The sequence below is a fragment of the Streptomyces araujoniae genome (assembly GCF_050871195.1).
In the GTDB taxonomy this organism is placed as follows: domain Bacteria; phylum Actinomycetota; class Actinomycetes; order Streptomycetales; family Streptomycetaceae; genus Streptomyces; species Streptomyces bacillaris.
The window spans coordinates 2,465,902-2,485,378 of the sequence record NZ_CP194070.1 but is presented as its reverse complement, the minus strand read 5'-3'; the positions used below and the strand labels follow the sequence as shown (position 1 = coordinate 2,485,378).

At 69.8% G+C, this 19,477-nt stretch carries 8 protein-coding genes and 2 pseudogenes; 2 read left to right on the top strand and 8 right to left on the bottom strand.

Annotated elements, in window-relative coordinates; genetic code table 11:
- Nucleotides 1–75 precede the first annotated feature (75 nt).
- Nucleotides 76–1,563: a S28 family serine protease gene (locus tag ACQ9ZG_RS10525; RefSeq protein WP_109914419.1), complete on the top strand. Its 1,488-nt coding sequence runs from the start codon at nucleotides 76–78 to the stop codon at nucleotides 1,561–1,563.
- An 88-nt stretch (nucleotides 1,564–1,651) separates the two neighbouring features.
- Here the strand turns inward: ACQ9ZG_RS10525 and ACQ9ZG_RS10520 are convergent, their stop codons facing one another.
- Nucleotides 1,652–3,514: a glycoside hydrolase family 3 protein gene (locus ACQ9ZG_RS10520; RefSeq protein ID WP_028418491.1), complete on the bottom strand. Its 1,863-nt coding sequence runs from the start codon at nucleotides 3,512–3,514 to the stop codon at nucleotides 1,652–1,654.
- Nucleotides 3,515–3,647: 133 nt separating this feature from the next.
- Nucleotides 3,648–4,262 (bottom strand): annotated as a pseudogene (locus ACQ9ZG_RS10515) (beta-ketoacyl synthase N-terminal-like domain-containing protein); the annotation flags it as partial.
- A 50-nt stretch (nucleotides 4,263–4,312) separates the two neighbouring features.
- On the opposite strand from ACQ9ZG_RS10515, the pseudogene ACQ9ZG_RS10510 reads away from it, so the two are divergent.
- Nucleotides 4,313–4,850, top strand: a pseudogene (locus ACQ9ZG_RS10510) (site-specific integrase); the annotation flags it as partial.
- Between the two features lie 113 nt (nucleotides 4,851–4,963).
- On the opposite strand, the gene ACQ9ZG_RS10505 reads toward ACQ9ZG_RS10510, so the two are convergent.
- From ACQ9ZG_RS10505 to ACQ9ZG_RS10480, 6 genes are all read right to left on the bottom strand, one after another.
- Complete coding sequence (locus ACQ9ZG_RS10505; protein WP_181398368.1) at nucleotides 4,964–5,473, bottom strand: SUKH-3 domain-containing protein; 510 nt, start codon at nucleotides 5,471–5,473, stop codon at nucleotides 4,964–4,966.
- Nucleotides 5,473–12,447: a polymorphic toxin-type HINT domain-containing protein gene (locus ACQ9ZG_RS10500; protein WP_109917107.1), complete on the bottom strand. Its 6,975-nt coding sequence runs from the start codon at nucleotides 12,445–12,447 to the stop codon at nucleotides 5,473–5,475. Before ACQ9ZG_RS10500 ends, ACQ9ZG_RS10505 begins: the two co-directional genes overlap by 1 nt.
- 126 nt (nucleotides 12,448–12,573) lie before the next feature.
- On the bottom strand, nucleotides 12,574–16,836 hold the full coding sequence (locus tag ACQ9ZG_RS10495; RefSeq protein WP_499280353.1) for a LamG-like jellyroll fold domain-containing protein: 4,263 nt from the start codon (nucleotides 16,834–16,836) through the stop codon (nucleotides 12,574–12,576).
- A 209-nt stretch (nucleotides 16,837–17,045) separates the two neighbouring features.
- On the bottom strand, nucleotides 17,046–17,834 hold the full coding sequence (locus tag ACQ9ZG_RS10490) for a sugar phosphate isomerase/epimerase family protein (protein ID WP_499280352.1): 789 nt from the start codon (nucleotides 17,832–17,834) through the stop codon (nucleotides 17,046–17,048).
- A 73-nt stretch (nucleotides 17,835–17,907) separates the two neighbouring features.
- Nucleotides 17,908–18,534 carry a GAF domain-containing protein gene (locus tag ACQ9ZG_RS10485; RefSeq protein ID WP_109914005.1) on the bottom strand — a complete coding sequence of 209 codons (627 nt, stop codon included), beginning with the start codon at nucleotides 18,532–18,534 and terminating at the stop codon, nucleotides 17,908–17,910.
- Nucleotides 18,518–19,477, bottom strand: coding sequence for a S8 family peptidase (locus ACQ9ZG_RS10480; RefSeq protein ID WP_258311855.1), 960 nt, complete (start codon nucleotides 19,475–19,477; stop codon nucleotides 18,518–18,520). Before ACQ9ZG_RS10480 ends, ACQ9ZG_RS10485 begins: the two co-directional genes overlap by 17 nt.

Below are 19,477 nucleotides of genomic sequence, written 5' to 3'. Positions count from 1 at the left end.
CCCAACCGGGTCTGGCGCCCGGCACGTTGACCTCGCTAGGTTCACCGCGACTGTTGTGAATCAAGGGGAGGGTGTATGCGCAAGGCGCTCACAGGGGTTCTCTCGCTCGCGGTGCTCATCGGCACCGTCACGGCGGCGGGAGCCTCGGCCGGTGCGGCCACCGCCGCGGAACCGGACGCGAAGAGCAGCGGCACCGCCGCCGTACGCGGTGGTGACACGAGCGGCAAGGACATCAAGGACCGCATCCTGGCGATCCCGGGAATGAGCCTGATCGAGGAGAAGCCGTACTTCGGCTACCGCTACTTCGTCCTCAACTACACCCAGCCGGTGGACCACCGGCGCCCGTCCAAGGGAACGTTCCAGCAGCGGATCACCGTGCTGCACAAGGACACCGCCCGCCCGACGGTCTTCTCCACCGGCGGCTACCACGTCTCCACCAACCCCAGCCGCAGCGAGCCGACGCAGATCGTCGACGGCAACCAGGTCTCCCTGGAGTACCGCTTCTTCACCCCGTCCCGCCCGGCGCCCGCCGACTGGTCCAAGCTCGACATCTGGCAGGCGGCCACCGACCAGCACCGGGTGTTCACGGCGCTCAAGAAGATCTACCCGCAGAAGTGGCTGGCCACCGGCGGCTCCAAGGGCGGGATGACCGCCACGTACTTCGAGCGGTTCTACCCGAAGGACATGGACGCCGTCGTCGCCTACGTGGCGCCCAACGACGTGGACGACCGCGAGGACTCCGCGTACGACCGGTTCTTCCGGAACGTCGGGACCAAGGAGTGCCGCGACAAGCTCCAGGCGGTGCAGCGCGAGGGGCTGATCCGCCGGGGTCCGCTCCTGAAGAAGTTCAAGGAGCACGCCGCCGCCAACGAGCTCACCTACACCACCCTCGGCTCCTTCGACCGCGCCTACGAGGCCGCCGTCATGGACTACATCTGGGGGTTCTGGCAGTACAGCACCCTCGCCGACTGCACCGAGATCCTGCCCGACGCCAAGAAGGCCACCGACGAGGAGATCTGGGACGCCGTCGACGCGGTCTCCGGGTTCGGCTTCTACTCCGACCAGGAGCTGGAGGCGTACACCCCGTACTACTACCAGGCGGGCACCCAGCTCGGCTCGCCGGACATCAAGCAGCCCTGGCTCGGCAACCTGAGCCGCTACGGCTACCAGCCGCCGCGCAACTTCGTGCCCCGCTCCATCCCCATGAAGTTCGACCGGGGCGCGATGCGGGACGTGGACCGCTGGGTGCGGAACAACGCCCGGCAGATGCTGTACGTGTACGGGGAGAACGACCCCTGGCGCGCGGAGCCCTTCCGCCTCGGGCGCGGAGCCAAGGACAGCTACGTCTACACCGTGCCGGGCGCCAACCACGGGGCCCGGATCTCCGGACTCCCCGACGCCGAGCGGGCGAAGGCCACCGCGGACATCCAGCGCTGGGCGGGCGTCGCCCCGGCGGCCGACCAGGCGGACCCGGCGAAGGCGAAGCCGCTGGCGAAGTTCGACACCCGGCTGGACCAGCTGAACGGTGAGATCGAGCGCGGCGACGAGGTCCTGCGCCCGTAGCCCCCGCGGCCGACGCGACCGGTGCCCGCCGGCTCCTCGGAGACGGCGGGCACCGATGTGTGGCTGAGCGTGGCGGGGTGGTGCGCGGTCAGTACGTCAGTCCGTGCCCCACCGGGTACAGCACCCGCGCCGGGTCGTCCGCCCGCTGGACCGGGACCGGGAGTCTGCCCCGGGGCCGGGTGCGTCCCGCGATCACCCGGGCGGCGGCGCGGAGTTCGACGTCCGTCCAGGAGTAGGAGGCCAGGACCGCGCCGAGCCCGCGACCGGTGAGGTGCGCGGCGTCGTACGGGTTGCGGATCGCGACGGCCACCACCGGGACGCCGGTCGCCACCAGGGCGTCGACCAGGGCGAGTTGGCTGCTGGTCGCGGTGAGGTTGTACGTGGCCACGATCACCGCGTCCTTGTCCCGTGCGGCGGCGACGGCTTCGGCGGTCCGCGCCGGGTTCGGGGCCGTACCGGTGGACAACGCCGTTGCGGAGAAGCCCAGTTCGGAGAAGGCCTCCGTCAGGGTGGTGGTCGGCGGGCCCGTCGTGCCGGACGGGGACGCCGGGTCGGCGCCCACCACCAGCAGCCGCCGGTGGCTGCGGCGGGAGAGCGGGAGCAGGGCGCCGGGGTCGGCGAGCAGGGTCGTCGTCCGCTCCGCGATCCGGTCGGCCTCGGCGCGGTGCGGCCGGCTGCCGACCGTGCGGTCGACGCCCCGGGCGCTGACGAACGGATCGCGGAACAGCCCCAGTCCCGTCTTCAGCCGCAGGATGCGCAGGATCGATTCGTCGATCCGGGCCTCGCTGATCTCGCCGCCCTTGACCGCCTCCAGGACCGCGTTCCATGCGACGGACAGGTCGGGAGGGTTGAGCAGCTGGTCCACGCCAGCCAGCAGCGCCAGGACCGGGACGCGGTCGTCGCCGTACTTCGTCCGCACGCCCTCCATGCCGAGCGAGTCCGTGACGACCACCCCGTCGTACCCCAGCTCCTCGCGGAGGATGCCGGTGAGGATCGGCCGGGAGAGGGTGGCCGGGTCCTCGGACGGGTCGAGCGCCGGGACCACGATGTGGGCGGTCATGACCGAGTCGATACGGGCCCGGACCGCGGCCCGGAACGGCGGCGCGTCCAGCTCCTCCCACTCCTGCCGGGTGTGCTGGATGACGGGCAGCCCGGTGTGGCTGTCGGTGTTGGTGTCGCCGTGGCCGGGGAAGTGCTTGGCGGTGGCCGCGACCCCGGCGCCCTGGTACCCCTTCACCTGCGCCGCGACCAGCTCGGCCACCGACGCGGGGTCGGAGCCGAAGGAGCGCACGCCGATCACGGGGTTGGCCGGGTTGACGTTGACGTCGGCGTCGGGGGCGTAGTTCTGCCTGATGCCGAGCGCGGCCAGCTCGGTGCCCGCGATCCAGGCCGCCCGCCGGGTGTCCGAGCGCGAGCCGCCCGCGCCCAGCGCCATCGCGCCCGGCAGCAGCGTCGCGGGCTCCCCGACCCGGCAGACGATGCCGTGCTCCTGGTCGGTGGAGATGAGGAGCGGGATGCGGTGGCGCCCGGCCAGGGCGGCCCGCTGGATGCCGTTGGAGAGGGCGGCGATCTGGTGCGGGTCGCGGGTGTTGTGGGCCCAGGTGAAGTAGATGATCCCGCCGACGTGGTAGGCGGAGACCAGCTCGGCGGCGGTACGGACCCCGATCTCGCGGAGGTTGGCGTCGATGTCGGCCTGGTCGGGGTCGGTGGCGGAGTGCCCGTACACCCGCATGACGAAGAGCTGGCCGACCTTCTCCTCCAGGCTCATCCCGGCGATGATCCGCCGCAGCCGGCGGTCGGTGGAGGCGTCGTGGCGGCCGGACGCGGGGTGGTGCCCGGAAGCGGCGTGAGCGGAGGCGGGGCCCGCGGAGGCGAGGGCGCCGGTGGCCGCGGCCACCGTGGCGGCGGCGGTGACGGTGAGGAGGGTGCGTCGTGAGGTGCGGTGGGGCACGTGTTAGCTCCTTCCTTGCCTGAAAGAAACTTCCAAGATGATACGGATATAGGGGAAGTAACTTTCGGTCAAGGGGGCGGGGGTGCACCGGGAGCGACACGCGCGCGAAGGAGTGGCCGCCGAGCGGTCCGTGTCAGACGGCCGTGAACGCCAGCACCGTGTTGTGCCCGCCGAAGCCGAGCGAGTGGCTGAGCGCGAGGCGCACGCGCTGCGGCCGGGCGGCCCCGTGGACGAGGTCGATGCCCGCCGTGGCCTCGTCCGGGGCCGTGAACCCGGCGGTGGGCGGTACGGTCCCGCGGACGACGGTCAGCACGGTGAGCGCCGCCTCGATCGCCCCGGCCGCGCCCATGGTGTGCCCGAGGGCCCCTTTGGCCGAGGTGACCGAGGGGGCTTCGGGGGCGGTGCCGTCGCCGCCCGTCCCGTACAACTCGCGGATCGCCGTGGCCTCCACGGCGTCGTTGAGCGCGGTGGAGGTGCCGTGCGCGTTGATGTGGTCGACCTCGCCCGGCGTACGGCCCGCCCCGGCCAGCGCCAGGGCCGTCGCCGCCCGCAGCCCGGCGCCTTCCGGGTGGGGGGCGGTGGCGTGGTGGGCGTCGCCGGTGGCCCCGAAACCGGCCAGGAACGCCAGGGGCCGGGCCGTACGGGCGGTGGCGTGGGCGGTGCGTTCCAGGACGAGCACCCCGCACCCCTCGCCGAGCACGAACCCGTCCCGGTTCCGGTGGAGCGGGCGCGAGGCGCCGCCCGGATCGTGTGCGATGCCGCCGTGGCGGGCGGTACGGATGCGATGATCACGCCCCTGTGCGCCTCGGCCTTCGCCAGGCTGGGCGCGCTGTCGCGGCGGGAGGGGAAGACCTCGACCCCACCACCGGAACAACCAGCATCCGCCGCTCGATCCAGCGCGCCCGCCCCGGGTCTCACACATCTGCCCACCAAGACCCGAGCGCCCGAACGGCGCATCGCCCTCCCGGCCGAATGCCTCCATTCCCTTAGGGCGCACAAGGAACGGCAGGACAAGGAACGCGAGACCGCAGGACTGGTCTGGAGAGATAGCGGCCTCGTCTTCTCCACCCCAACCGGCGCACCTCTCGGCCCGGCCAACCTCACTCGCCGCTTCCGCAGCTTCCTCGACCGCGCCGGACTCCGGCGTATCCGATTCCACGACCTTTGCCACTCGACTGTCACGCTGCTCTTGGTGCAAGGCGTGGACCTCGTCGTGATCAAGGAACTCCTCGGCCACGCCCACATCGGCGTCACCGCCACCGTCTACGCCCACGTCCGACTCCGCCTCCAGCGAGACGCCATCGACTCCCTCGGCCGCGCCCTCGACCACCCCTGACATACGTAGGCAACGGCGGCGGACACCTGGGTGTCCGCCGCCGTTGCCGTCAACTACTGCCGTCAACCCGGCCAGAAGCCCCGTTACGTGAAGCTCTATGCGGCCGAGATTCACTAACGAGAATCAGGACTCGGCCAAGGATCGAGTCCCGGATCGGAGTGCAGACAGTTCAGTGGGCGATTCGCGCAGACCGCCAACTCTAGGGAGTCTTCAAAGGTGGAACCAAGCTCCCAAATCCAGCCCATGCCGGCAGCAACCACCCTCCCCCCAGCTTCGACGAAAACGCTTGAATAACTGAGCCATTCACCGATGGGGAAATAGACCCCACCGAGAACACTCTCCACCTCCGCTGCTAGATCACGCTGCCCTGATCCAGCGGCGATGGGATCGAAATTGTAAGGCTCGTCATTACTGAAGTTCGGGCCAACTCGATCGACCGGCTCGATGGAGAGCCCTCCCACCGCCGCGAGGATTTCCTCTGCCAATGGATGGGACCGGTACCCTTCACTCTCCAGTGGCGCGACCCATTGGCCTGGGTCGACCTTCCTTCCTGCGCTCCATCCGGACGCAACAAGTGCCCCAAGCAGATCCTCGCTGAGCGAGTCAAAGCGAATCAGGGACATCAGTTGATCTCCAGGTCTTCCAGCAGTCGGCCACAACGACCGCAGGGGTGAGCCGGTTCCCCATGCCCATCCGTATTCGATGTCGGCATGGAGTTGTTTCGCGTCCTTACCGTTCGCATCGTTCCACCCCCGATGGCCTCGGGGCCCTCTGCCGCCTGGGCCTGAATGAGACAGTGCACCTCTGCGCATCCTCCATGATGCCCTGTCCGTTCGAGCGCATCCGCCAACGGCCCTTCCGCCTGCTGGCCATGCTTGTTGCGGCCGTAGTACTTCGCTCCTGAAGGAGACGTGTACTCGGAGGCAAACTTCACCCCAGGTTCGTTGCGAACACTGTCGGCATAGTCACCCAGGTTGCAGTTGTGAACGAGTGCTGGCGTGGCCCCCGCCAGCACATAGTACGTGTGGATGTTCGCGACGGTGAGGTTGTGGACGGTGGCGGTCTGGGTCCAGCGCTTGACTGCGGCGATCTGGACGTGGGTGCCGGCGCTCGTGCGGAGCCACTGGCCCGGCTGGAGGTCGGTGGCGTCGATCCATTCACCGAGTTCGGGGACCCAGAAGGGGTGGCCGTCGGTTGCGGTGATCTCGGCGGTCTCTGTGCCGCGGGCGCCGTCGGTGTCGACGGTGATCTTCACCAGGTTCTTGGTGCCGGTGCCCTGGATTTCGGCGGTGATCTTCTCCGCCCGCGTTTCACCGGTTTCCGGGTCGGTGGCCAGTACTTCGTCGCCGATTCTGACGTCTTCGATCGACTTGGTCGTACCGTCGGCGAGGACGACCTCCGTTCCCGGGGTGAAGCTGTTGCCGGTGCCGCACCTCTTCGCTGCCTTCCTCGCGCCCGACGAGAGCGCACCCACCCCGCCGATTACGCTCGCGATCTCCATGACGCCTTCGCCATCGGCGTAGGCCCGGGAGTCAACATCCACCCCCAATTTGCTGACGAGTTTGTCGTACATGGGGGCGGCCGACGGTGTGGGCAGAGGAGAGATCGACGACACATAGAAGTCCAGGGTGGAGATTCCATAGCGCGCCATGCCGGCGATGAGATTCTTGCCCCAGCTGGGGTCGTAGTGGGGGTTCTTCCAACTGGTGACCTTCTTGGCCTTGCCGAAGGCGGGAAACTTACCGAGCCCGTCTGCCCCCCACTGGGCGATGGTCGCTCCCGGGACGTTCTTCTGGTAGTGCCGGGCGACGGTGCTGACGTCCTGGTACTTGGTGGTCTTGCTGGTGATGACCTGGCTGCCGCCGCAGCGGTACAGCGACCCGCACTCGTCACTCTTGAGACCCGTGGGGTCCCAGTTCAGGACCGGATTGTCGTTGCCGTAGTTGTAGCCGTTCATCTGCTGCGGGTCGGCCGGATCAAGGATCGGGTCGACGGAGACGAAGCGGCCGAGGTCGGGGTCGTATTCGCGGGCGCCGAGATGGGTGAGGCCGGTGGAGTCGCTGTCGTCGGTGCCGCCGACGAAGCCCTTGGTGCCGGGCCAGGTGGTCGGGGTCGTGCCTCGGAGGGCGCCGAACGGGAGTGTGCGGCGCTGGGTGAGGGCGAGGTTGGTGGCCTGGACGGCCAGTTCGCCGGTGCCGTGGTGGTCGGCGATGGTGAAGGCGATGGTGCCGTCGTCGTTGCGGATGGCCGTGTGGCCGCCGCCGAGGGGGATGTAGCGGGTCGCCTTGGGCTCGTCGGAACCTGCGGCGAGGGTGATCTCGGTGTGGCCGAGGTAGAGGGTCGTCTCCGTGGGGGTGCGGGCGATGAGCCGGTTGCCGGTCGTGTCGTAGAGGTAGGAGGTGGTCTTGCCGTCCTCGGTGACCGTGGCCAGGTGACCCTCGGCGTCCCAGGTCAGGTCCTGGCCCGGGCGCGTGGTGGTGTTGCCGGTCGCGTCGTAACCGTAGGACTCGGTCCTGCTGCCCGCCGCGTCGGCCGTGGTGAGCGAGGTGAGGGCATGGGGACGCGCCGAGCCGGGTGCGGGGTAGCCGTACTGCCTGGTGACGTCCTTGGCGGCATCCCCTGTGGGGTCGTGCCGGACCTCGGACTTCCGGTTGCCGTTCTCGTAGGTGAAGGACTGCCAGTAGGGAGCCGGGCCGCCGAGCTTGTCGCCCGCCGGAGCCGACGCGCAGGTGGTCACGGGCTGGGCCCAGGCCTCGGTGAGCCGGCCGAGGTGGTCGTAGGCGAAGCACTGGTTGTCGGTGCCGGTACGGGACACGTCCGCGATGGACAGGATGTTGCCTGCCTCGTTGTACCGGTACGTGGCGTGCCGGTCGACCCCGGGCTGGTCCTGCCGGTCGACCCGAGAGGTGGAGAGCCTCTGGGTGCCCCACTCGTAGGTATTCGTGACCTGGGTCTTCTTGGCGCTGTCGGCCAGGCCCATGCTGTGCTGCAGGGGCTTTCCGGTGTAGCTGTAGGAGGTGCTGGACGTCATGCCCGCCCCGGATACCGCGATCGGCCTGAGCGTGTCCTTCTCGTAGGTGTAGCTGAAGGTGTCCCCCGGCAGTGACCCCGCACGGGAGTAGTTGACTCCGCCCTGCAGCCCGGAGGGGAGGTAGGAGCTGTTCGTCTGGTAGGTGCCCTGGAGCTTGCCTTCGACCGCCGGTATGACCACGGAGGCTCTGAACGGGCGGTACAGCTGGTCGTAGGCGTCGACCCTGGTCGTGTACGCCTGGCCGCCCACGTACCGGACGGATTCGGCGAGTTGGCCCTTGGCTCCGGGGAAGGTGTCGTACACCTGCTTGGTGCGGAGCGGTCCGCTGTCCGATCCCTCACGGGCTTCGGTCCGGCGCCCGAGCCCGTCGTAGACGTAGGCGAGCCCCGGAACGCCTGTGCGTGCGTCCTTGCTGAGCGTCAGCTGGCCGCGGTCGTCGTACGTGCTGGTGGTGGTGCCCTTGTCGGGGTCCGTGGCCTTCGTCTGGCGGCCGAGCTGGTCGTACTCGTAGAGCCAGTTGTTGCCCGCCGAGTCGGTGACCTTGCTCAGTTCGCCACGAGGAGTGTGCTCGTAGCGGGTGCTGTCGAACGCCGAGTCCGCTGCGCGGGTGTGGTGCTGGCGCAGCTCGGTGGTATTGCCCCGGGCGTCGGTGAGCGCGGTGGTCGTGGTGCCGCCCACGGGTGGGACGGTCGTGGTCCGGTCGCCGCCGTAGACGGCCCTCGTGATGTCGAGGGCCGTGCCGCCGTCTCCGTTGCCGGCGATCCGGCGGGTCTCGACGGGGCGGTTGAGGCCGTCGTAGGTGGTACGGGTCTGTGTTTCGACGGACAGGGCGTTGTCGGGCTTGAAGAGCGTGGCGGACGGCTTGCCGACCACGTAGTAGGGCGTGAACGTCGTCGCGATCAGGCCACGCTCGTCGTAGAAGCTGTCACCGATGAGGGCGCCGTCCTCAGGTCCGGGGACCTGCGTCTGGCGCTCGCGGAGGAAGCCGTCGTACAGGGTGTACGAGGTCGCCGTCTGGCCGCCCGAGTTGTTCAGCGTCCAGGTGGTCACGGACACCGGCTTGTTCTCGGCGATGGTGTAGCCGAACTCCTGGGTCGGCGTCTGGCTGGTCCGACGGTCGGCCAGCCACACCTTCTTCGTGCGGCCGAGCGCGTCGTATCTGACGTCGGTGACCTTGCCGTTGGTGTCGGTCAGCTTCGTCGCCAGGTCGCGGCCCGGCAGGACGTCCGTGGTCGAGGTCTGGGCCGTGGTGGCGTCGCCCTTCTTCGCCGGCGGAGTCGTGGTCTTGACCTGCGTGGCGAAACCCGTCGCGGGGAGGTAGGCCACGGTGCCGGTACGGCCGTCGTCCCGCGCGGTGCGTACGGGGGCCGCGCTGCCGGTGACCGTCACATCGGCCGTGAGGTCGGTGGTGGTCAGCTGCCGCCCGTACGTGTCGTAGGTCGCCCCCGACTCCAGGTACGCGGCCTTGGAACCGTCGTGGCTCTTCAGGGTGGCCGTGGCCGTGACGTCACCCTTCACCGGTGCCGCGCCGTAGGCCCCGCCGTCGTAGACGGACCGGGTGTCGCTCAGTACGTCCTTGGCGCGGTTCACGGAAGCGGAGCACGCCTTGGCGACGGTCTCCACGCGGACGGGAAGGGTGATGATGCCGCTGGTGTTGGACGGATAGGTCGTGCGGGTGCACTGGTCGTCGGCCGCCGTGGCGTCGTCGCCGAAGTCGTCGGCCTCGGTCAGACGTCCGGCGACGGTGTCGTACGTGAGGGACGTCGACGTGGTGCGCCATGAGCTGCCGGCGCCCTCGTCGAGGGAGATCCAGTTCTTCCCACTGCTGATGCCGGTGAAGTTGGCCGTGACGGTGCCCCAGTCGCGGACCTTCTTCGCCGTTTCGTGGTACCAGGGCCGCTTGACCGACTTGCTGAGGACCTTCCCGCCGGGCTTGTCGAAGGTGACGGTCTTGTACGCGAAGCCCGCCGCCGCCTCGTGGTCCGTGATCGCGGCCCCCTCGCCCGTGGCGAGGGAGACGGAGACGGACTTGGTCCCGCCGGACGCGTTCTTGCGGTCGCCGTGCATCCCGCGCAGGAAGTAGGAGTCCTCCTGCGTCTTCAGGGCGGCGTCGCCGCCCTGCCCACCGGTCTTGACCCTGACCTGCCCGTAGCCGCGCCACTGGGACCAGGTTTTCTCCTTCTCCTTGGTCAGGCCGTCGTCGTCGGCGTAGTGCCAGGCGGCGTCACCGAGGTACTGGTAGCTGGTCACCTGGTCGGGTGAACCGCCGGTGCGGTCCGTCAGGGTGACGGACGTCGCCACGTACTTGTTGAACCAGTGCACGGTCGCGGGGTCCGTGTCGCTGCCGCCGATGAACTGGGGGAAGCAGCGCGTGGTGTTCGTCTCAGGAGTGGGCAGCGCGTTCCAGTCGCAGGTCGCCGCCGAATAGTTGGCGCTGATCTGCCCACCGGACTCGTCGTCGACCCCGGAGAGCCGTTCCTTGATGAAGGGGGCGAATCCGTCGCCGGTCCTGTCCAGCCGGTTGGCAAGCTGGGTGTACGCGAACGTCGTCTTCGGGAGGGTCACGGCCGGGACGGCGGGCTCGCCGGTGGCCTGCGGGGTGGTGGACTCACCCGTGCGCTGGATGCTCGTCAGGAGCAGCTGGTAGTCGGTGTCCGCCATGCCCCATCGGTGGGCCAGCTTCCAGGCGTCGACCTTGGCGTAGGTGCCGTCGGACTTGAGTACCTGGGTGGTGATGTCCGTCAGCCGCTTGCGCGTCCAGAAGGACGGGGAGAACCGCCCGTTGTCACAGGTGGCCCCGGTCTTGCAGTTGAGGTCCCAGGGGGTGTCGTACCAGTGGAAGGCGTTGGAGTCGATGGTGTCCGCGGCGCAGGTGACACCGGACTGCGGGAGGCAGCGCTCGGCACTGCCGAAGACCACCTGGGAGAGGGGCTTGGTGCTGTAGAGGTCGTTGGACCGCTGTCCGTAGTCGATGCGCTGGAGGGTGCCGCCACGGGTGTACGGGGTGTTGTCCGCGGCCTTGAGGTTGCGGCCGTAGGAGTTGGTCTCCTTGGCGTAGTGGTAGCTCATGGCGTTGCCGTGGGGATCGACCACGTAGTCGACGTTCCACCGCCAGGCCTGCTGGCACCAGGAGTTGGCGAAGGTCGAGCCGTTGCAGTCCTCCCCGGAGTTGTTGCCGAAGACCGGGAGGGTCCAGGTGGAGTCCGTGGTGGGCTTGCCGCTGGTCCAGCCGGGCAGACGGTTGTAGCCGAAGTAGTACTGGGTGCCGTCGGGGGAGGTGAGGCGCCAGTACTCGTTGTCGTTGTCGCCGTTGGCCCGGTCGGCCGACTTCAGCCGGGTGATCCGTGTGCCGTCGTCGCGCTTGAGTTTGAACTCGTCCTTGCTGACGGGGATGAGCTCGCCGCTGGCGCCGTTGAAGGAGATGAACGCGTTGTCGTACGCCCAGCACATGTCACCGGGCTTGCTCCCGTCGGCGTTCTTCACGCCGTCGTCCGCGCAGGGTTTGTAGCGGCGCTCGATGAAGCCGGGCCACAGGTCGAAGCCGTCGCCTACCCAGGACGCCTGGTTGTTCGTCCCGCCGGTGCGGCCGTCGATGGACCCGGAGGAGTACGAGAGCCCGAGGCGGGGCTTCAGGCTGCCGGGCACCTCCGGGACCTCGATGCCGTACGACCAGGTGAAGTCACCGGTGTTGAGGCTCGTGCTCCAGCTGGAGGAGGGGGACAGCGAGGTCGCCTTGTAGTCCCCCCGGTCGCCCGCAGCGGCGGCCGTCGCGGCCAGGACCGTGGCCGTACCGGACCGCAGCGCGACGGCGTCCGCGGTGAGTGTCTGTGCGGCCGTGTCGTTGGTCGCGTCGACCGGGGTGCCCTCGCGGCACTCCTCACGGTCGGGGGTGGTGAGCGCGCAGGAGGGCAGTCGGAACAGCCGCATGCGGGAGGCGTACGCACCCCCGTAGGACTGGGCGAATGCCGAGTAGTCGACCGACAGGGCGACGGGCGCCTCGCCGCCGTTCCCGGCCGTACGGCTCGTGACGTCCGGGGCGTCCGGGGCGTCCGGAGTGTGCGGTGTGAGCGCGAAGAGCAGCCCGTTCACCCCGGCCCGCTTGGCCTGCTTGCTGTCGAGGATCTGTGAGGTGACGTCGGTGGGGGCGGCGGGAAGCGCACGAGCTGAGCGTCGGGTTCCGTTCCCCTCCTTGTCGGAGCCCCGGCTCGCAGCGGTACGGCCGATGCCGATGGGCTGGTCCTTGGGCCGGGCGAAGCGCGTCCTGCCGTCGGCGGTCGCGGACGGCACCGCGATCGTCGCCCGGCCGGGAGGGGGCACCGTCGCCCGCGGGGCAGCGGCGGGGGAGGCGGGTCCCTTGTCCACCGCGCGGGGTTTGACCTCGCTGATCCGCCGGCCTTCGATGGCCTTCTCGGATGCGGGCAGGCCGGGGAGGTCGCCGGCGGCTGCGACGGCCGGGGCCGGGGTGGCCGTGGCCTGCAGCAGGGTCGCCACCATCACGGTGGACACGGCCAACGAGATGCGGCGGGCCAACCGGAGCCGCGTCGGAGGTATACGTCTGGATTTCATGGGGTGAGGTAATCCATCGCTGCCGGGTGCTGTGCCCGACAGCGGGCACAGCAACGAGAGTTGAGGACGGGAAGGCGCAGGGCGGGCCGCCCCGTCGAGGCGGCCCGCCCTCCGGATGTGGCGGTGTCAGCTGCCGTCGGGGACCTCGGTCGGAATATCGACAAACCCTTCGAAGAGGTAGCGGATCTGGCTGTCGTTCAACGCCCCCTGAAAGGTCCAGACATCGTCGATCGACCCGGCGAAGTACTGGTCGGCGACCGTACTCTGGGCCCGTCCGATCCGGAGCGAACCGGTGGCCTTGAAGGTCAGGACGTCCTCGGCCCAGGCGATGAGGTCCTGGCAGCCGTCTTGGTCCGGCTCGCCGTCCCCGTCCGCGTCACTGCAGGCGACCTCCTGGAGCACGCCGTTGACGTAGAGGCGGGCTTCCTTGGCGAAGCCGTCGTAGACCACGGCGATGTGGTTCCAGAGGCGGACGTCCCAGAAGTCGTTGCTGCTCAGCTGCTTGACCGTGGCAGCCGCGTCGTCCCTGTCGGGCAGAGTGAGCTGCCAGCTGCCGGGCCCGTTCGGGTCGGCCGGATCGGGGCGGTAGCGGACCTCGAGCGCGCTGCGCTTCGAGCCGCCCGCACTGAGCACGGTCATGTCGTGTTCGGGCAGAGCCGCTGCCTGGGCCCAGGCCGTCATCGTGAAGCTGGTGCTGGTGTCGACGGGCATCTTCGACGTCTCCGCGTAGCCGCTCGTACCGTTCAGCTGGAGGCCGCCGCTGTCGACCCAGCCCATGCCCAGCTCGGCAGCTCCGCGGAGGGTCAGGTCGTTCTTCTCCACGGACGAGTCCGGTGTGCCCGAGGGCGTTCCCGGCGTCGTCTCCTCGAAGTTCCATCGGCTCTTGACGATGGGGCGCTGCCGGAACATCTGCTGTACCTCCTCGGCCGAGACGGGGCGTTGGAAGAGGCGGACGTCGTCGATCAGGCCGGGGAAGTGGCAGTCGGTGGTTCCGCTGTAGATACCGGCTCCGATGGTCATGGACCGGTCGGCGTGGAAGGGGTTGGTGATCGGGGCGGAGCCGGCTTTCTGGCCGTTGACGTAGAGGGTCAGGGTCTTGGCGACGGTGTCGTGGACGCCGGTCAGGTGGACCCATTCACCGGCCCGTGCCGTCGTGCCGTCCGGCTGCATCGCGCGGATGGGCTGGGCCTGTGCGGTGTCGGTGGCGTACTGGTTGAAGACCCAGCGGTCGAAACCGGCCGAGTAGTACAGCTCGAACCCCGGTTTGTGGGTGCCGGTCTGGGCCGCGATGATCGCGGCCTTGCCGGGCTTGGTGGTGTCCATCTTGGCCCAGGCGCTGACGGTGAAGCTGCGTGAGGTGTTCACGTGCGGGCTGCCTGCCTGGCCGACCCGGGCATATCCGGTGGTGCCGTCGAAGTCGGCGGCCTTTCCGGCGATGCCCGGGACGCCGGTGGTGACCCCGCCGCTGTACTTCGCGGGCAGGACACCGCCATGGCCCCGGATCTCCGTGGCACCCGCTTCCTCGTCCAGCGGGAAGAGGGCCAGGGCGGGGCTGCCGGGGTCGCCGACGGGCTGCTTGGCGTAGAGCTTGGTGATCTCCCCCTGGGCGAGGGTCCGGTCGAAGATCTGGAGCTCGTCCACGGTGCCGGGGAAGAACGACTTCTTCACTCCGCTGTAGGAGCCGGCCCCGATCATCAGACCGCGCCGGGCGTTCCACGTGCTCGGCAACGGCGCCTCGCCGACGAGCTGGCCATTGACGTACAGCCGCAGCTTCTTGGCGGCCTCGTCGTACGAACCGGTCAGGTGGGTCCAGGTGTCCGTGCTGACCCCACCTGGCTGGGCGGCCATCGCCCGGACGAGGTTCGCGTTCGGTGTGTCCGCCTCGTACTGGTTGAACACCCAGCGGTCGTAGGCGGCCGAGTAGTACAGCTCGAAGCTCGTCTTGTGGCTGCCCGGCTGGGCCGCGATGACCGCCGTGCCCTCCGGGATCCTGGACAGCTTGACCCATGTGGAGACCGTGAAGCCCCGGGTCGTGTCGACCACCGAGAGGTCGGAGGAGGCGTAGGCGTCGGTGCCGTCGAGTTCGAGGGCGGTGCCCTTCGTGCCGGGCGCGCCGGTGGTCGCGCCCCCGTTGAGGGTCAGGGTGCGTGGTGGGGTCGTTCCCTGTGCTTCGGTGGCGCCCGCTTCCTCGTCGAGCTGCCAGGTGGCTCGTTCGGGCTGTCCGGCCTTGACCCGGAACTGGTACGTACGGATCTCCGACCCGTTACCGGCCGCGTCGAAGGCCTGGGCGGTGATGAAGTTCAGCCCCGGCTTGGAAGGCAGGAACGGGATGCTCTTGGCCGCGCCGCCCGTGGTGGTCAACTGGCGTGCCGAAGAAGGGTCGTTGTTGATGCCGTACCAGTAGCGCGTCACGTCGCTGGACGACGACTTGAAGGTGAACGTGCCGTACTGGCCCACCCCGTCCAGCCACGGATCGTTCGGATCCTCGGGCTGGGATGCCGGGTACTCCGGCGACGTGATCGTCGGGGCCGCCGGGACGGTCTTGTCGTAGACGAAGTAGCACGACGTCGGATCGCCCGCCCACGACCAGGGCGAGTACTGGGCACCGTCGTACGACCGTACGCGCCAGTCCACCACTCTGTTCTGCGGGATGTTCGTCGGCAGGCTCAGGGTGAAAGCGGAACCCGACTTCTTGTACGAGGTCAGAGCGGGGTTCCACCGAGTGATCAGGCCCTTGCCGTCCCCCGCGTCCCAGGAGGCCTGCACCTGGACCGCGACGTTGTCACCGTCCGGGTCGGTCACCCCGGCGATATTGATCTTGCCCAGGGTGCGTACCCGCGGAGCACTCGCGGGGGGCTTGCACACGCCCCCGTACTCCATCGACAACTGCGACATCTTCACCTGGCCGGGCGGCCGGTTGTACTTCACGCGCAGGAACGCCTTGTCGGAGAACCGCTTCCAGCCCAGCCCGTCCGACTCGCTCTCCGCCTGCAGGCCGAACGTCATCGTGGACCACTTGCCGTTCGCGGCCTCCTGCACCGACGACTTCACATCGAACTCGGCGTCCTTCGCCGCACAGCCCGTATATCCATGGGCGAAAGACCTCGTAGCGAGCCTCTTGATCCAGAAACCGGATGCGTTCTGCGAGTTCCACGTCGTCGAGGACGAGATGCCCTTGGTCCGCCACAGCTCAACGCCCTTGGCCGTGCACGAGGCCGACCAGGTGTTCCGCACCACGAACTCCGCCGACAGGATCGTCTGACCGGCGAACCGGGAGGTGGGGATCTGGTACAGCAACCGCTTCGTGTCGTGAGGCTGGCAGTAGTTCCAGTTGCAGTAGCCCATACCGGCGTCGGGCTGGCCGTTGAACTTCCACTGCGGGGAGGACGCCCAATACTTCGACGCCATCGTCCACGCCGCGGCCTTCGGCGAGTACCACTGCGGATCGATGAAGACGGGGTACGTCGTGTCCTCACCCCGCAGCACCTCCGCGTCCGGGGTCAGCACCAGCTCCTCACCCCCGGCCGGAAGCGCCACCCCCACCGGAGCCAGCTTCCCCGACTCGGTCGGAGCCGCCTCGTCTCCGCTCTCCTGGGCTGCGCCCGCGGCCCCCCGTGCCGCGGGCGCCGACCGGGCGGACACGCCGCCGGGCTTCCCCGCCGCGGTGCCGGCCTTCTCCGCCGGAGTGCTGGAGTCCCACATCATCGGGCGCGGGGCCTCGAACACCGCACCCCTGGCACCCTCGTCGACCGCCTCCAGGCCGCCGCCGGACGTCTCCCGCACCTCCATACCGTCCGCGGCCAGCCTCAGACGCAGCTCCGAGAGCTTCTCGTTCGCCGCCGCCTCCGCGGACTTGACCACCAGCAGCTGCGTGAAACCGTCCTCCTGCGCCTCCATCCGCAGATCCACATCCGGAAGCACATTCCGGTACGTGGCCCGGGGACCATCCGTCTCCGGCACGGGCAGCTTCTCCGGCCAGGACAGCGCCAACTCACGGCCCGCCTTCCGCATCCGTACGAGCGGTGCCTCACCGCCCCCGGAGAACGCCAGATCCACCGTGGCCACCTTCGGCACCACAGAGCCGTCCGCCGCACGGACCAGATCCGTCTCGACGGGCTGCCACACGCCCTTGACCCGGGCCCGGACGGGGCGCAGATACTCCCGCGCCTCCAAGTTGCCCTCGGGCGTGGCGAAGACCTCGCTGCTCTCACCGCGCAACGACGTCACCTCAACCGACTTACCGGTCTGTTTGGCGATGGCCTGCGCGGCATCCGCGCCTCCGCCGGGTCCCCCGGCCTCACTCGGTGCAGAAGCCTGCCGGACGCCCGGCGCGGCGACCGCCTGGGGCGCCAGACCTGCCAGCAGGGCGAGGCCGACACCCCCTGCCACCAGCCCTGATGCTCTTCGGTAACGCCGTCTCCCCGACACAGTCCCCACCCCGTCCACGCATACTGCTCCCCATCGCAAATGAGGAGTCATGCGGGACTCTATGAAGATCCTGTGTGAATGACCAGGGAGTTATGGAGGCGGTAAGCGACCAAAACCGGGCATCCGGTCTGTGAAAAGTGTCACTGGTGGGGGCGTACGGGGCCGCCCCTCTACCCCTTCGGCGCCCCCAGCCGCAGCAGGTGCTCCCGGCCCGCGCTGAGGAGGCCCGGGAGGTCGGCCGCGTCGGGGTGCCAGCGCTTCTCGTACTCCCAGCAGACCCAGGTGTCGGGGTCCAGCGGTTCCAGGCAGGCGGCCAGGGGGAGGGTGCCCGTGCCCAGGGGGAGCGGGGTGAGGTCGGTCGGGGAGGCGACGTCCTTGACCTGTACGTAGCCGAGGTGCGGGGCCAGGATCGCGTGCGTGGCGGCGGGGTCCTCGTCGGCGAGCCAGGTGTGCAGGACGTCCCAGACGGCGCCGACCCTGGGGTGGCCGACCGTGCCGGCGATCCGGGCCACGTCGGCGCCCGCGCGGTGGGAGTCGTGGGTCTCCAGCAGGAGGGTGACGCCCATGTCGGCGGCGGCCGGGGCGGCCGAGCCCAGGCGGCGGGCGGCCGTGGCGTCGGCGTCCGCCGGGTCCTGGTCGCCGCCGCCGGGGAAGACCCTGACATACCGGGCGCCCAGGTCCCGGGCGAGCTTCAGCAGCTCGGCCAGTTCGGCGGAGACGGACTCGTCGTCGCCCTCGGCCGCCACCTGGACGTACCCCGCGACGGTCAGGATCTCCACCCCGGCCGCCTTGAACGCCTCCACCACATCGGCCCGTTCGAGGGAGGAGAGCCCCGGATGTACGGGCTCCTCGGGGTGGGCGCGCAGTTCCACGCCCTGGTACCCGTGCTCGGCGGCGAGCCGGACGACGTCGGGCAGCGGCATGCCCGGCACCCCGAGCGTGGAGAAAGCGAGCTTCACGTGTGCGTCCTTCCGTCGTCGCCGCGCGGGAGCCCGGCGCCCTTCCCCCGGCTCCTGCCCGCCGCCCGGGACGCTATGCGGTGCCCCGCAGCACCTGCTCCAGGCTACCCAGCAGCCGCAGCGCCTCCTCCCGTTCGGTCGCCTCCAGCGGACGCGCCGCCGGAGCCGCGGCCGCAGGTTCCGGGGTGATCACCCGCAGGGCCGCCGCCGCCTGCCGGGCGAACATCGCCAGCAGGTCCAGCTCCCGCACGCTGCTCCTGGCCTGCGGCGACGCGTCCAGCACCTCCAGGACGCCGAGGACCCGGGAGTCGCTGATCAGAGGGGCCGCCATCAGGGAGTCGGGGACGTACTCCGTGGACTCCGCCAGCGAGCGGTCGAACGACGGGTCGTCGGTCAGGTCGTCCACCACCATCGGCTCGCCCGAGGTCGCCACCCAGCCGGCGATCCCCCGCCCGGCCGGGAACCGGCGGCCCACCAGGAACTCCTGGCCCTCACCGGAGACCGCCCGGAAGACCAGCTCGTCCGCCTCCTCGTCGAGCAGCAGCACCGAGCCCGCCGCCGCGCCGAAGATGGCCCGGGCGACATCGACGACCGACTGGAGCAGTTCGTCACGGTGCGCGTCGGAAGCGGAAACAGCGGGGGAAGGGGCGGCGGGGGAGGGGGCGGACAGCGAAAGGGCGGAATCAGATTTCGGCGTCATCGTGGGTGTCTCCTGCCGCTGTTGAAGGACGCGGGGCATGGTCGGCTGTGCTCGGGTCGTGGCGGACGTTGGCCGCCGACAGATAGAGCGCGTTCTTGAGCTGGAAGGCCGTCATCCGCGGGTGCGCCGACAGCAGCCGCGCGCAGAGCCCGGCCACGTACGGCGTGGCGAAGCTGTTCCCGGTGGTGCGGATCGTCCGGCCGCCCAGCCACGGCACGGTCACGTTCTGGCCCGGTCCGAAGAACTCCACCGGCGGGGCCGGGTTGTAGAGGTGGAGATCGGGGTCGTCCTCCTGGTGGCTGCCCACGGAGATCACGGAGGCGAACCGCCACGGGAAGCTCTCCACCGGGGTGTTGTGGGCCGAGGCGACGATCACCGTACGGGCGAAGTAGGCGCTGTCCGCCAGCGAGTGCAGCTCCTGCGCGAACCGGGTCCGGGTGGTCGACAGGCTCAGGTTCACCACGTCGAAGCGCTGCTCGACCGCCCACCGCAGCCCGGCCATCAGGATGTCGCCCGTGCCGGAGAACCGTTCCCCCAGCACCCGTACGCTGTGGATCTCGCACTCCGGCGCGGTCCGGCGGATGATGCCCGCGCACGCGGTGCCGTGGCCGCAGGTGTCGCCGGTCGTCGTCGGCTCGACCGTGATCTCCCCGCTCTCCCCGTCCTTGACGACCACCCAGGACGAGGCCGGTTCGCCGACCAGCGGATGGTCGCGTTCCACGCCCGAGTCCACCACGCAGACGCGTACGCCGCGGCCGGTGGCGGGGGCCGCGGGCTGTCCGCCCGGCGGCCCCGGATCGCCCAGTACGAGGACGTCCTCGGGGCCGCGTCCGCGCAGGCTCCAGGTCAGGCCCAGCCCCGGGGCCGTACGAGCCGCAGTGGCCGCGGGGGCCGCAGGGGCCGCATGAGTGGTCACTGTCGTCGTCTCTCCCGTGGTGCCCAT